This is a genomic window from Neobacillus sp. S1227 (genome assembly GCF_055385255.1).
Window position 1 is genome coordinate 2,619,727 of the sequence record NZ_AP038276.1, and the last position, 14,617, is coordinate 2,634,343.

Genomic DNA, 14,617 nt, shown 5'->3' on the forward strand with positions numbered 1-14,617 from the left:
TAACCTTTAACAAGATATTCCACCCCTTCCATATAAATCTATTAAACAAATAAAGGATTGGTTTGGAAAAATTATCTTATTGATAGGAGAAAAGTCGTGTTTTTTCAATTCTTAATATTTAATAAATTTGGTATGATTATTGTGCACAAATGTTTCTATTTTAAAAAATGGGGATGAGGGACCATGCAAAAAAAGTGGGAAAAACTGATTGATCCTAATAATAAATACGGTGGAGCATTTATATTAGGTGGCAAGAACATTGAAATTCCTGAAACAGCAGTGGCTTCAGTCACTAGGGGAGAGCATTTCAACATACCGCGTCTAATTATCAATGGATTTTTAAACCAGTTGATCATGAAGGCGATGAGCAAAAACGACAATTTGCTGTATGCGGAATTGAGAGGGCAATTAGAAGGTGGTATCGGCCAGACATTGACTGTCTGGAAAGCAGGCAAAGAAATGAATTCCTTCCGAACTGGTGGTATGCATAACTTTGCAAGGAAGTTTTTTAGCTGGGTATTTTACAGTGGAAAGGTTCAATCCTACTTTTTAACATGGAAAGCGAATGGACAAATCCCCACTTATGAAGAAGCGGCAGAAATCGTAACAACCTATGGGCGACATTTTGATGGCGGCAAGCTAGTGAGAAAGGCACAGCAGCCGAAGAATTCAGACCTTAAACCAAGCTGAGTAATGCTAGCTGTTGATTAGCAGAATGATGGATTATTTTTAGCAGATGTTTAGCTAGGTGCGTAAGCGATAGAATATGGTTGTTATTAACCAAAAAAGCCGCCGATCCAATGATCGAGCGGCCTTTTTTGTAAATAATATTCCCTCTATTTCACTGTTTTTCGCGTACTTTCCGATGCAAAGTCTGCGATGACAACTAGAATCATATAGCAAAGTAGTAACAGTGTAATCTGCGTGTAATGAAAATAGCTCATTGCTAGTTTAAAATCCATTCCTAGACCGCCTGCACCAACGAATCCAACGACAATCGTGGTTCTCATAATTACTTCCCAGCGATACAACACATAGGTCAAAAACCTTGGCATAACAATGGGAAGAATCCCGTAAAACAATGTCTCAATCCTAGAGGCACCAGATGCTGCCAAGTTGCGAATTGGCCGTGGATCCATATCCTCAATTACCTCTGCCCAAAGCTTTCCTAGAATTCCGAAATTGTGCAAAGCAAGGGCAAGTGCGCCAGGCAAAATACCCGGTTTTAAAATGAAAATAATCATCATCGCCCAAACCAATTCCGGAACGGAACGGGAAAAAATATAAACGAGACGCACAAGGCCGTATAGCGGCCAATTGTACCATTTTTTCGAAATGGTTAGGTTACCGCTCGCAATATTACGCGCCGCTGGAATCACCGTTAAACAGGCTGCGATGGTCGAAAATCCAATCGCCATTATGCTCATTTCCAGCGTCTCATAGGTCAGTTTTAACGCAGAAGCCCAGCTTCCAGCATCGAAAAACGCAGGATTATCTTCATTTAAACCAACTAATCCACCGAAGAACTTTCCAGCGTATTCCGCATTTTGATCGGAGAAAAGATCAAATATATCGGCATGGTCGATAATATAAATATATATCCACGAGCCAGCAATCAGCAATGCTGCCAAAAGGGAGGCACGCCATCCTGAACTGAAACCGCGGCTTCGCTTTCGATCTGTTAAGCCTTTGCGGATAAAATTACTCCAAATATCTACAAGGACAACTAAGGCAATCAAATAAAACACATAGGTCCAGACTTGGTCATATTTCAAATCGGCAAGTGAAAGCTGAATTTGATAGCCAAGACCGCCGAGACCGACAAAGCTCATAATTGCCGAAGAACGAATCGAGCATTCAAAGCGGTACATTGTATAGCTGATCATATCAGCCCAAACTAACGGCAAATACCCGTAAAAGAGGACCTCAAGTTTGGAGGCTCCTGCTGCCCATAAAGCCTTTATCGGCTCTTTGGGTACATCATTTAGCATATCGGCGAAAATTCGGCCGAGAATCCCGCCGTAAGGAATTGCTAAGGCAAATATGGCAGCAAACGGAGAGAAACCGATGGCAGCCACGAACAGCCACGCCCACACCAGCTCATGAATCGAACGGGTAAATCCTAATATTCCTCTGAAAAATACTTTATTAGCCAGTCTAGATGCCCGTGAAGTTGTTAACGTACCCGATGCGAGGACGCCGACAATAAAAGCATAAATAATGGCTAGAGACATTCCTGCTACGGCATAAGCTAAAGTAATCCAGGCGGCTTCAAGACCTACCGATAAAACCTCGGGGCTCAAATCCGGATGAAAGAGAGCTTTAAAAATATGCCCCAATGTTGGAATCCCGCCAGCATGGTACACCTCATCCGCATCCCATTTGACCGCAAACAAACTCCATACGAAAACTGCCAGCAAAATCAATGAAAGAATAAAACGTTTATGGAGCCGAAAGGAGGTTTTCCATTTATGCATGACTAGAATGCTCCTTTAGACTGTACAATTCAGCTAACATTTCATCTGTTACCTTTTCTGTCGGCAAATCAAAAAAGATCGCACCATTTTTTAAGGAAATAATTCGATTAAAATATTTCCGTGCATATTCAACTGAATGTAGGCTTGCAACTAGTGTTTGGTTATTCTCCGAAACAATTTTAGTCAGCATCGACAGAACGTCATCAGCTCGTGCCGGGTCAAGGGAGGCAATTGGTTCATCTGCCAAAATAATCTCCGGTTTTTGAACCAATAGCCTTGCCAACGCAACACGCTGCTGCTCACCACCGGAAAGGGTGGTGGTGATTTCATAAGCTTTATCTGCGAGACCGACACGTTCAAGCGCCATAAGTGCCGTATCTTTTTCCTGTGGGACAAGCAGAGAAACCAATGATTTCAAGGTTCCCCATTCCGCTAATTTTCCCGCCAATACGTTATGGATCACTGCTAGTGGACCGATTAGATCAAATTGTTGACGCATAACTCCAACCTTTTTCGCGAAGGCTTTTCCTTTTTTATAAGAAGAGATGTTCTGCTCGTCAATGAGCATTTCACCACTTTCTAAAGGTACCAGGCGGGCAATTGAATTTAACAGCGTCGATTTTCCGGCACCGCTCGGGCCAACCAATGCCACCATTTCCCCTTGTTTAATGGTAAAAGAAAGGGAAGATAAGGCTATCTTCCGCTCAAAATGTTTTGTTAAATTTTTTACATCAATCATGATTTTTGAAGTCATAGATGAAAACACCTACTATTTAATAATCTTTAGTTCTTTGGCTACTTTTTCGATTTTGCTATAGTTATCGTTATTCGTTTCGACAAATTTGTCAGTTTGGAACAAATCGGTTATTTCTTTTGGCTCGCCATTGAAGGAAAGGAGGGCATCCTTAATTTTTTGTTCTGTGCCTTTGCCAAACTTCTTGTCGATCTCTTTATTAATAGTCCAGTTATAGTCATAGTAAGGAGGGGTTGTATAGAATACCTTTACCTTATTTGTGTCCACTTTCCCTTCTTTAACAGCTGCTTCCCAAACGGAAATATTTAATGCACCAGCCTGGAAGGAACCGGATTCGATTAGCTTATAGGTTGTGTCATGTGAGCCGGAAAAATTAGGATTACCATTAAAGTCTTTGTTTGGGTCAATGCCAGCTTCGGATAGAAAATAACGTGGCATTAAGTGGCCGGATGTTGAACTTTCACTGCCAAACGTAAAGGATTTTCCTTTTAAATCCTTCAAGGAACTAATCCCGGAATTCGGCTGGGTTATAAACACTGATTGGAATTCAGCATCCCGCGGCCGCTGAACGATGGATTTAGCCTCAGGTACAAGGTTTCTAGCCTGTACACTTGTTAGTCCGCCAAACCAAGCCATACTGATTTCACCACGCTGGAATCCTGTTACTAAAGCGGCATAATCAACAGAAGGAACGAACTCAACCTTTACACCAGTTTTCTCGGTTAAGAATTTAGCCACTGAGTCCATCCCTTTTTGCAAGTCAGCAGCATTTTGGTCCGGAATGGCCCCGATTTTAAACACTTGATCTTTATTTTGTTCTTTCTTGCCTTCGCTAGATTTTTCATTATTGCTTTGACCACAGGCGGCTAATGAAAATACCATCATCACCAGGATCATCACAGAAAACCACTTTTTCATAAAAGAAACCCACCTCAATTGTCAATTACTAAAAATGAATAGAATAAAATATTGAACCTTACTAATTATAAGGAAATGTTAGTACATAATAAATTCAATTTATCGATTTATTCAATAGGTTAGTATCGGTTATTTAAATAGACAAAGCCCCTGTCGGTTTGACAGAGGCACTAAATTTGATTCTATACAGTTTGCTTGACCATTCTTCTACATTCTACTAGATTTTTGTAAATTTTTCACTGACCATAAATATTGTAAACAGTTATGAATAGGTTTTGGCCATGGGGGCAACTTAACGAAAAAAAGGATAAAATTATGATCGGATTAATTATCGCCATCCTCATTTTTAATTTTATTGCTTTTAAAGGCAACAGGGTTTTTACTGCCAATCAAATCGTTCACATTTGGTGTTTTACAATTGCCTTTCAAACGACCTTCGATATTTTTGTAGAATTGAAATACCAAGCCTATTGGTTTTTCAATAAAGAAGTGGATTGGGCTGGCGTAATTCCTCATTTGTTTGTGGTACCACCTGTTAATATGATTTTTTTAAATTGGTTTCCTTATAAAGGACCTCTTGTTAAAAAAGCATCCTATATCATTTTATTTGTGATTGCAATCTTAGGTTACGAGATGATTACTTTATTTCCGGAACCTTGGGGCTACTTCCATTACGGCTGGTGGAAGCTTTGGCATGCTGCCATTTTAGACCCCATTTTGCTTTTAATAATATTGGGGTATTATAAATGGATATGCCGGTTGGAGAAAAGGTCGACCTCCCAACAATAGGATCGCATAAGAGGGGCAGGGAAAAGCTCTCTCTTTTTTTATTTTACTAATGAAATTGTATAAACAGGCATGGTTGCTTGTACATAGTCTAATAAAAACGGCATCTGCAAAAGGAGGGAGGCAATAGGCGTGTTCCAGGATGGCATCAGTATCGGAACGATTTCTGGTGGAATCGTAAACTTTGGCGGGGCAGTGTATATTTCACCTATTTCCATTACTAATACAGCTTCGGGCTCAGGATCAGGAAATACTGATAGTGGTGGTTCAGGTAATTCGGCACTAACTGCGGCAAGTAATATGCTTCAATCGATTGCGGGTAATCAAGGATTATCGAGATCAGGAAAGAGGGGACAATCGAGAGTAGGAAGTGAAGGGAACAAAGGTAATAATTCGGTGAGAAATGAAAGACGGGGCTAAATTTTGCCCCGTCTTTCATTTTTATGAAACTTTTAAGTTATTTGCTGTTTGCACTTGCGGCTTCTTGACGGGTTTGATGACGTTGAAGACAATGTTTAGAAAGATTGCTGTTAAGCTGCCAGCGACAATCCCGCTATTCGTAAGAATCTTAACACTCTCAGGCAGATGTGCAAATAAATCCGGAACCGTAGTTACACCTAAACCAACTCCAACAGAACAAGCAATGATCAATAGATTCTCTTGCGAAGAGAAGTCTACTTTACTAAGCATCTTGATTCCAGAAGCAATAACCATCCCAAACATAGCAACCATTGCTCCGCCAAGAACAGCAGTCGGGATTACTGTTGTTAATGCCGCGATTTTCGGTACAAACCCTAGAAAAATTAATATTCCGCCCATTGTATAAATAACACTCTTATTTTTTACCCCGGAAAACTGGACTAGGCCGACATTTTGCGAGTAGGTGGTGTACGGGAAGGAATTAAAGAAAGCCCCAATCACACTCGCTAATCCTTCTGCACGATATCCTTTCACTAAATCCTTTTCTGTCAATTTTCGGCCTGTGATATCACCTAAGGCAAAATAAACACCAGTTGATTCTACAAGACTTACAATCGCTACAATTGTCATAGTAATGATCGGTGCCAGTTCAAAAGAAGGAGTTGCAAAATGTAAAGGCGTTACCATATGAAACCAGGATGCATCACCAACTGCAGAAAAATTAACTTTTCCCATGAACGCTGCAGCAACTGTACCTGCTATCAAGCCTAATAATATAGAAATAGCACGTATGAAACCTTTAAAGAAACGATAAAGAATAATGATAAATAATAACGTACCAAATGCCAGCACAATGTTGGAAATCGAACCAAAATCAGGGCTGCCCTGACCACCGGCAACATTATTCATTGCAACAGGAATTAGTGTCGTTCCAATGATTGTCACAACAGAACCTGTTACGACTGGAGGGAAGAAGTGAATCAGTTTACCAAAGTATTTCGCAATCAACATGACAATTAATCCCGAAACTAGAATCGAACCATAAATAGAGGACATGCCATACTGATTTCCGATGGCAATAATTGGGCCTACTGCCGTAAATGTACAGCCGAGGACAATCGGAAGACCGATCCCAAAATAGCGATTCTGCCATACCTGTAATAATGTAGCGATACCGCTTGTTAATATATCAAGTGAAACTAGATAGGCAAGCTGTTCATTCGAAAGATTAAGAGCACCGCCGATAATAAGCGGAACTATAACTGCTCCAGCATACATAGCGAGTACATGTTGAATTCCAAGGGAGGCTGTTTTAAGTGATGAATTTTTCATTATACTAGCTCCTCTACTTTATCAGATTTAAAAGTAACTTCACCGTTTGCGAGGGAAGCAACGCGGGCTAAAGATTCAACCCTTACTCCTTGGTCGCTTAGCATTTTAGCACCGTCTTGGAAAGACTTTTCGATGACTATTCCTACACCAGCCACTTCGGCTCCGCTTTGGTTGACTATGTTAATTAAGCCTAGGGCAGCCTGGCCGTTGGCAAGGAAGTCATCAATGATTAAGACTTTGTCCTGTGGATTTAAAAACTTTTGCGCAATCGAAATCTCGTTAGTTTCCTGCTTCGTGAAGGAATGAACAGAAGCAGTGATCAATCCTTCGGTTAAGGTGAGTGATTTTCTTTTTCTGGCGAAAACAACTGGAACGTTCAGCTGCAGGCCGGTCATGACTGCAGGGGCAATACCCGAAGATTCAATGGTGACAATTTTGGTAATACCATCATTTTTAAATCGCTCGGCAAACTCTTTTCCGACTTCGAGCATTAATTCTGGGTCAATTTGATGGTTTAAAAATGAATCAACTTTTAGGATTTGATCGGATAAAACTTGCCCGTCATTTTTGATTTTTTCCTGTAATAGTCTCATGATGTACCCCCATTTATTAAAAATAAAAACCCAAAGGCCGTCCCCACATCAAATTGAGTGAGGTAATGGCCTTTGGGCTTGGTGTCCGAAAGGAATAGAATGGAAGTACGCTTAGTAAGAAAAGCATCCGTTCTCATTACCCACTCATAGTCGAATTGTTTACGGCAATTCGGTAGAAACTTGCAGGCCATATTCCCGCGATTATATGAGTGAAGCCTTATTGAATTCATTTCAAATTATATCACGGTAAAATGAGAAATCAATCACTTTTTTCGCAAAAAGCGAATATTGTGCTAATATTTTTTTCGTTTTGTTCGTATTTTAATGAACCTGCTTCGTAAGTAGAATAGAAGGATTGAACAATTAACCTATTTCAGTTACTATTAAAATGTACGTATATATCAGAAAATTATGAAAAGGTAAATAATATCTCTAAAAGATACTGAACGGTTAGGATGTTTGGACCCAGTCATAATTTTCATATAAAGAATAATTGGAGGAATGAAAGATGGTTGAAAAAATCCGCCCATATTGGCCAGCTGATGTACCTGCCAACTTTACCTATTTACAAGGTGAAAAACCGCTTTATTCTTATTTAGAGCAACATGGGAACGAGCGCCCAAATGACACAGCCTATATTTTTTATGGACAAGTAGTCACTTGGGGACAACTTTTGGATTACGTGAATCGTTTGGCTTGCTATTTACATAAAAAAGGGGTTAAGAAAGGCAGCAGCGTCGCCATTTATTTGCAAAACTGTCCGCAATATATAATCGCTCATTTCTCCATACAAAAACTGGGTGGAACGGTTGTGCCGCTGAACCCAATGTTTAAAGAAAACGAACTGGCCTATTATTTCGAAGAAGCACCAATCGAAGGGATTGTAACTGGTGCAGAAATTTACCCTCTTGTCAAAAAAGCAATGGAAAAGTCCCGCAACCTGAGCTTTATTGTGACAGCTAACTATCAAGATTTTCTCCCAGACCAGCCAGAATGGAAGTTTCCAGAAGAATTGCTTGTACCAAAACAGCACCTCACAGAAACAGATGATTTCACCACGATCCTTCAAACTGAAAATCCTTACGAACAAACTGAGCAAGTTGATTTGTGGAATGATATTGGGTTAATGGTCTTTACCTCCGGAACTACCGGACGCCCAAAGGGAGCTATGCTCACATTTGGTAATGCCCTTTTTAAATCTGCATCCGCTGTCCATTCAAGTGGTATGAAGGACGACGAAATCTTATTGGCAAGTGCTCCATTATGCCATATTGCCGGAATGTTGATGGGGCTAAATTCAACCGTTTATTCAGGCAGGCCTTGTGTTTTATTTACTCGTTTTGATCCGCTTGCAACGGTTGATGCCATAGAAAAGTACCGTGTTTCCTATTGGTATAGCATCGCCCCAATGAATTGGGCAATTTTACAAATTCCAGGCATTGCTAAGAGAGACTTGTCCAGTTTAACAACCAATCTGGCCACTAGCTTTGGAGTTCAGGTCACGCAAGAGCTTTCGGAAAAATGGAAAGCGGTTACGAAGGGCTGTCCGTTATACGAGGCCTCCTATGGCTTAAGTGAAACCCATACATGTGACACGTTCATGCCAAAGGATAAGGTGAAGTTTGGTTCCTGTGGAATCCCTACTTTCGATACTGAAATTCGTATCCTTCATATCGAAACAGGTGAGGAAGTGCCTTCTGGCGAGCAGGGTGAAATTGTCGTTAAAAATCCCGGGGTCTTTAAGGGGTATTTAAACCGGCCGGAAGCAACAGCCGAAACACTTAGGGACGGTTGGGTTCATACCGGTGATATCGGACGCCTTGACGAGGATGGATATTTGTATTTCATGGGACGAGTAAAAGAAATGATAAAAAGCTCAGGCTATAGTATTTTTCCGGAAGACGTCGAAGCACTTCTTAATTTGCATCCGGCTATTCGCCAATCAGCGGTAATCGGCGTTCCTGATCCTGTAAAAGGGGAGGTTGTCAAAGCATTTGTCGTGCTGCAGGATTCGAATAAGGAAGGCTTGACTCCTGAGGCGATAATCTCCTGGGCAAAAGAAAACATGGCTGCGTATAAATATCCACGTTATGTAGAATTCATTGATCAACTGCCAGCAACATCATCCGGAAAGGTATTGAGAAAATTATTAAAAGAAGAGTAGGAGAATATACAATGGAGTTATTACAAAAATTATCAAAGGATTTACAGGAAAGAAAAGAAGCGGCACTTTTAGGTGGTGGGTATGATAAAATCGCTGCCCAGCACGAACGTGGATTATTAACTGCACGCGAAAGAATTGAAAAGTTTGCTGACGCCGGCAGCTTTATGGAGCTTGGCATGTTAAATACATCCGATGTTAAGGGAACCGAACATAAAAGCTATGGGGATGGACTGATCATAGGTGTCGGTAAAGTGAATGGCAGATCAGCTGTCATTCAGGCCGGGGACAAGACAGTTTTTGCCGGGACGGAAGGTGCCGTTCACATGCGAAAATCCAAAAGCATCCATGAGTTTGCGGTTAAAAACGGCCTTCCGTTGATTGCGCTGCACGAAGGCGGCGGTTTGCGGATGCCAGATGGAATGGGTTCAGACGGTTTCAGCGATAAACTTTTCCCGCGTGAGATGCTGACAGTTCACCGCCAAGTGCCGACGATGACAGCCATCTTGGGAGACAGCTTTGGCGGTCCTACTTGGACTGCTGTGTCTTCCGATTTCGTCACCCAGCTGCAAGGAACCTGTATGGCGATTGCAGGGCCAAGGATGCTAGAACTCGCAAACGGGCAAAGGATGATACCGGAAGATTTAGGCGGAGTCGATATTCATAATCGCTTTACTGGGCAAATTGATGATGATGGGGCGACGGAAGAAGAATGCTTTGACCAAATGAAAACCTTTTTTTCCTACATGCCGCAAAACAGCGGTGAACGCCCGCAAATGCGAAAGACGAATGATGATCCATACCGCTTGGTGGATGAGGTATTCAATATACTGCCGCAGCAAAACAACCGCGTCTATGATATGAAAAAAATTATTGAAACGATTGTGGATGACGGCATCTTTTACGAATATCAACGGAAATTCGGCAAAGGCTTGATTACATCGTTCGCTCATTTGAACGGGCATGTAGTGGGAATTATCGCCAACCAGCCAAACCAATTTGCCGGAGCACCTGGCCCGCATGAGTGTCAAAAGGCGACTGAGTTTATTTGCCTTTGTGATTCCTATCATATCCCGCTGATCTTTCTGCACGATACCCCGGGTTTCCGCATTAGCAGTGAGGCGGAGAAGGCGAAAATGCCGACAAAAATTATGGTCTGGAATCAGGCGTTGGCTTTGTCGACTGTACCGAAAATCTCGGTTGTCATCCGTAAAAGTATCGGTGCTGCATACGGGAATATGTGCGGTCCGGGAATGGGCGGTGATTTAGTCGTCGCTTGGCCTAGCGCGGAAATTAACTTTACCGGACCAGAAGTCGGGGTGAATGTCGTGTTTGGCCGCGAATTGGCCCGTTCTGAAAATCCAAGCGAAGAACGGAAAAAACTTTTGGAACTTTGGTCATTCGATAGTTCACCATACAAAGCGGCAGCTAAGCATTTGATTGACGATGTTATTCAGCCAAATGAAACGCGGAAATTCCTTTGCCAGTCACTTGAATACTTATTAACCTCAAAGCGTGAAAAAAGCGAGAGGCTGCTAGCGACTTGGCCGACAGGTATATAAACTTATGGAACCTTTCCAACGTGGAAGGGTTCTTTTTTTTACGGGCCAATTGGGCAATATAATAAAAAATAATTTTTAAAAAAATGTCCACCTGGGGTGAACATTCTTGTGGGAATGTGATAAAGTATAGTAAATGAATCCTTTTATAACAGGGTTTATATGGAATTTGAATGTCCACCTCAGGAGGACAATTGTATTTTTTGAAAATACATAAACATCGTTTCGCATGATAAAGGAGGATATGATATGTCCAGTAAAAAGCTTGAGCATTTTTTAAACGAAAATCTTGAAGATTTAAAGGGAAAAGGCCTTTATAATGTCATTGATCCGCTAGAAAGTCCAAATGGACCGGTGATTACGATTAACGGCAAGGAACTTGTCAATCTTTCTTCCAATAATTATTTAGGATTAGCAACCGATGAACGGTTGAAAAAAGCTGCTGCACAAGCGCTTGAAAAATACGGAGTAGGAGCAGGAGCTGTTCGGACTATTAATGGAACTCTCAAGCTTCATCTGGAGCTGGAGGAAAAATTAGCTGAGTTTAAACATACACAAGCAGCCATAGCATATCAATCAGGTTTTAATTGTAACATGGCTGCTATTTCCGCTGTCATGGATCAAAATGATGCAATATTATCTGATGAACTTAACCACGCCTCTATTATTGACGGCTGCAGATTGTCAAGAGCAAAGATAATCCGTTTCAACCATTCTGATATGGATGATTTGCGCGCCAAAGCCAAAGAAGCAGTGGAATCCGGTCAGTATAACAAAGTAATGGTCATTACTGATGGTGTTTTTTCGATGGACGGGGATATCGCGCTGTTGCCGGAAATCGTGAAAATTGCTGAGGAATTTGACTTGATTACCTATGTAGACGATGCCCATGGTTCAGGTGTTCTCGGTGATGGTGCAGGGACGGTCAAACATTTTGGACTCTCCGATAAAATCGATTTTCAAATCGGTACTTTATCAAAAGCAATCGGAGTTGTCGGTGGTTATGTTGCTGGAAAGCAAAACTTAATTGACTGGCTGAAGGTTCGCAGCCGTCCGTTCTTATTTTCCACTTCCTTAACACCTGCTGATGTGGCCGCAAGCAAACGTGCAATTGAGATTTTAATGGAAAGTACTGAGCTTAATAAAAAGCTTTGGGAAAACGGAAACTATTTGAAAAAAGGTTTAAAGAACTTAGGCTTTAATATTGGAAACAGTGAAACACCAATTACTCCATGTATTATCGGCGATGAAAAATTAACCCAGGATTTTAGCACACGGTTAAATGAAGAAGGGGTTTATGCCAAGGCGATCGTATTCCCGACTGTTCCTCGCGGGACAGGGCGGGTCCGAAATATGCCGACAGCAGCCCATACGAAAGAAATGCTTGATAAGGCCATCGCCATTTATGCAAAAGTTGGTAAGGACTTAGGAATTATTTAAAGATTTTACGGATAGAGGATGATATAGATGAAACGCATATTAATAACAGGTGCTTTAGGTCAAATTGGTTCAGAGTTAACCTTAAAGCTGAGAGATATTTACGGGGCTGACAATGTCATCGCCACCGATATTAAGAAAAACAACAGCGAAGCGGCATTAAGCGGTCCATTTGAGGTTGTTGATGTGACAGATGGGAAAACTATGTTGGAGACTGCCCGGAAATATAAAGTTGATACGGTCATGCATTTAGCAGCGCTGTTATCCGCTACTGCCGAAGCGAAACCAGTCTTTGCCTGGAATTTAAATATGGGCGGACTATTAAATGCGCTAGAGACTGCACGCGAAATGAATGCACAATTTTTTACGCCAAGCTCAATCGGTGCTTTTGGTCCAACCACACCGAAAGACAATACGCCACAGGATACGATTATGCGACCTACCACCATGTATGGTGTGAATAAAGTAGCTGGCGAGCTCTTGGCTGATTATTACTTTGAAAAATTTGGTGTTGACACACGCGGTTTGCGTTTCCCTGGATTAATTTCTTATGTGGCACTCCCTGGAGGCGGGACTACCGATTACGCGGTGGAAATTTATTATGAAGCAGTAAAAAATGGACGGTATACATCGTATATCGATAAAGGAACCTATATGGATATGATGTATATGCCAGATGCATTGAATGCCATCGTGGATTTAATGGAAGCGGATGGTTCTAAGTTAATACACCGCAATTCCTTTAACGTGTCCGCGATGAGCTTCGACCCTGAGGAAATTGCGGCAAGTATAAGAAAATATATCCCTGGTTTTAAAATATACTATAATGTAGACCCAGCCCGTCAAAAAATTGCCGACAGCTGGCCAAATTCTATCGACTCCAGCGCTGCTAAGCAAGAATGGGGCTTCAAATACGACTATGATTTAGACAAAATGACCAAAGATATGCTTGATAAATTAAGCAAAAAATTTCAATTGAAAATCTCAAGCTAATCAAAAAACAGCGAAGCCCAAATTGCTTCGCTGTTACCTTTTTACATAAATTAATTTTTCTTTTTTCTCCATTACTCGTCCAATGATAGAGGCATCTGCCAATCCACGTGAATGTAAGCTATCCATATAATGCTTTGCATCCCTTTCGCTAATTGAGACTAGCAATCCCCCAGAGGTAATGGCATCACATAAAACAAGCTGCTCTTCAGGAAGAATGTCCTCGTACACAACGTCATCAGCTATCCATTTATGATTAGACTTAGTGCCGCCAGGGACGACACCGTTTTTCGCTAATTCGATGGCTCCCTCAAGAATAGGCACTTGGTCAAATGAAATTTCAAAGCTCACATCACTGCCTCGTGCCATTTCGCTTCCGTGTCCTAACAAGCCAAAGCCGGTCACATCGGTCACAGCACTTGGAGTATATGGGAAGAGCTCTTCAGCAGCGGTTTTATTCAGCATTGCCATTGTTTCCGTCACGGCTTGTTCTTGCTCCTGAGTTACAGCATTTCTTTTAATCCCGGTTGTCAAAATTCCAACGCCAATTGGTTTTGTCAATATAAGGATATCTCCTGGCTTTGCGCCGACATTTTTCCAAACTTTTTCCGGATGAACAATTCCTGTCACGGATAACCCAAATTTAGGTTCCTGATCATCGATGGAATGGCCGCCTACCGTGAGGGCCCCAGCTTCTTTAACTTTATCTGCAGCACCGCGTAAAATATCTGCAAGCATATCCGCTCCGAGTTTTTTAATCGGGTAGCCGACGATATTCAATACAGTCTTCGGCTCGCCACCCATCGCGTACACATCGCTTAATGAATTTGCGGCTGCAATTTGGCCGAACATATATGGGTCGTCCACAATTGGAGTAAAGTAGTCTACTGTTTGAATCAGGGCAATCGTATCTGTTAATTGATACACACCTGCATCATCGCTTGTTTCATTCCCGACAAGCAATTCGGGAACAGGGTCTTGTTTTGGTAAAAGACGCAAAACTTGCGTCAGGTCCTCTGGACCAATTTTACAGCCTCAACCAGCTTTAGATGATAAAGAGGTAAGGCGAATCTTTTCCTGCTCACTCATTATGTACACCTCCCATTAAATAGTATACCGATTATATTAATGAGTGCAAAACATTTGCGGAATAATAATTGAAAAGGTAAAATGTTTCTACCATAACCATA

The 14,617-nt window shown here is 41.5% G+C and carries 13 protein-coding genes and 1 riboswitch; of the genes, 7 read left to right on the forward strand and 6 right to left on the reverse strand.

Annotated features, from left to right (window positions below):
* Nucleotides 1-183: 183 nt before the first annotated feature.
* Nucleotides 184-690: a hypothetical protein gene (locus ACZ5AE_RS13295; protein WP_464573011.1), complete on the forward strand. Its 507-nt coding sequence runs from the start codon at nucleotides 184-186 to the stop codon at nucleotides 688-690.
* A 146-nt stretch (nucleotides 691-836) separates the two neighbouring features.
* Here the strand turns inward: ACZ5AE_RS13295 and ACZ5AE_RS13300 are convergent, their stop codons facing one another.
* From ACZ5AE_RS13300 to ACZ5AE_RS13310, 3 genes are read right to left on the reverse strand one after another with little or no spacing between them, the layout of a single operon-like run.
* On the reverse strand, nucleotides 837-2,477 hold the full coding sequence (locus tag ACZ5AE_RS13300) for a PhnE/PtxC family ABC transporter permease (protein ID WP_464573013.1): 1,641 nt from the start codon (nucleotides 2,475-2,477) through the stop codon (nucleotides 837-839).
* Nucleotides 2,470-3,231: a phosphonate ABC transporter ATP-binding protein gene (locus ACZ5AE_RS13305; protein ID WP_464573015.1), complete on the reverse strand. Its 762-nt coding sequence runs from the start codon at nucleotides 3,229-3,231 to the stop codon at nucleotides 2,470-2,472. Before ACZ5AE_RS13305 ends, ACZ5AE_RS13300 begins: the two co-directional genes overlap by 8 nt.
* 15 nt (nucleotides 3,232-3,246) lie before the next feature.
* Nucleotides 3,247-4,149 (reverse strand): putative selenate ABC transporter substrate-binding protein, encoded by a 903-nt coding sequence (locus ACZ5AE_RS13310; protein WP_464573017.1) that lies wholly within the window; start codon nucleotides 4,147-4,149, stop codon nucleotides 3,247-3,249.
* Nucleotides 4,150-4,413: 264 nt separating this feature from the next.
* Here ACZ5AE_RS13310 and ACZ5AE_RS13315 point away from each other — a divergent pair, with 264 nt between their 5' ends.
* Nucleotides 4,414-4,938 carry a hypothetical protein gene (locus ACZ5AE_RS13315; protein WP_464573019.1) on the forward strand — a complete coding sequence of 175 codons (525 nt, stop codon included), beginning with the start codon at nucleotides 4,414-4,416 and terminating at the stop codon, nucleotides 4,936-4,938.
* A 129-nt stretch (nucleotides 4,939-5,067) separates the two neighbouring features.
* Nucleotides 5,068-5,355, forward strand: a complete 288-nt coding sequence (locus tag ACZ5AE_RS13320; RefSeq protein ID WP_464573021.1) for a hypothetical protein — start codon at nucleotides 5,068-5,070, stop codon at nucleotides 5,353-5,355.
* A gap of 21 nt (nucleotides 5,356-5,376) precedes the next feature.
* On the opposite strand, the gene ACZ5AE_RS13325 is transcribed toward ACZ5AE_RS13320, so the two are convergent.
* A complete protein-coding gene (locus ACZ5AE_RS13325) occupies nucleotides 5,377-6,687 on the reverse strand; it encodes a nucleobase:cation symporter-2 family protein (protein WP_464573023.1) in 1,311 nt (436 codons plus the stop codon).
* Nucleotides 6,687-7,280: a xanthine phosphoribosyltransferase gene (locus tag ACZ5AE_RS13330; RefSeq protein WP_464573025.1), complete on the reverse strand. Its 594-nt coding sequence runs from the start codon at nucleotides 7,278-7,280 to the stop codon at nucleotides 6,687-6,689. The genes ACZ5AE_RS13325 and ACZ5AE_RS13330 overlap by 1 nt, the downstream gene beginning before the upstream one ends.
* A 127-nt stretch (nucleotides 7,281-7,407) precedes the next feature.
* Nucleotides 7,408-7,509: riboswitch (purine riboswitch) on the reverse strand.
* 279 nt (nucleotides 7,510-7,788) lie between these two features.
* Here ACZ5AE_RS13330 and ACZ5AE_RS13335 point away from each other — a divergent pair.
* From ACZ5AE_RS13335 to ACZ5AE_RS13350, 4 genes are all read left to right on the forward strand, one after another.
* The gene (locus ACZ5AE_RS13335; protein WP_464573027.1) at nucleotides 7,789-9,444 is read left to right on the forward strand and encodes an AMP-binding protein; all 1,656 of its coding nucleotides are present in this window, start codon (nucleotides 7,789-7,791) and stop codon (nucleotides 9,442-9,444) included.
* An 11-nt stretch (nucleotides 9,445-9,455) separates the two neighbouring features.
* Nucleotides 9,456-11,003 carry an acyl-CoA carboxylase subunit beta gene (locus ACZ5AE_RS13340; RefSeq protein WP_464573029.1) on the forward strand — a complete coding sequence of 516 codons (1,548 nt, stop codon included), beginning with the start codon at nucleotides 9,456-9,458 and terminating at the stop codon, nucleotides 11,001-11,003.
* 246 nt (nucleotides 11,004-11,249) lie between these two features.
* Nucleotides 11,250-12,440: a glycine C-acetyltransferase gene (locus ACZ5AE_RS13345; RefSeq protein WP_464573031.1), complete on the forward strand. Its 1,191-nt coding sequence runs from the start codon at nucleotides 11,250-11,252 to the stop codon at nucleotides 12,438-12,440.
* A 27-nt stretch (nucleotides 12,441-12,467) separates the two neighbouring features.
* Nucleotides 12,468-13,430, forward strand: coding sequence for an L-threonine 3-dehydrogenase (locus ACZ5AE_RS13350; RefSeq protein WP_464573033.1), 963 nt, complete (start codon nucleotides 12,468-12,470; stop codon nucleotides 13,428-13,430).
* Nucleotides 13,431-13,463: 33 nt separating this feature from the next.
* On the opposite strand, the gene selD is transcribed toward ACZ5AE_RS13350, so the two are convergent.
* On the reverse strand, nucleotides 13,464-14,516 hold the full coding sequence (gene selD / locus ACZ5AE_RS13355) for a selenide, water dikinase SelD (protein ID WP_464573035.1): 1,053 nt from the start codon (nucleotides 14,514-14,516) through the stop codon (nucleotides 13,464-13,466).
* Between the last annotated feature and the right edge of the window lie 101 nt (nucleotides 14,517-14,617).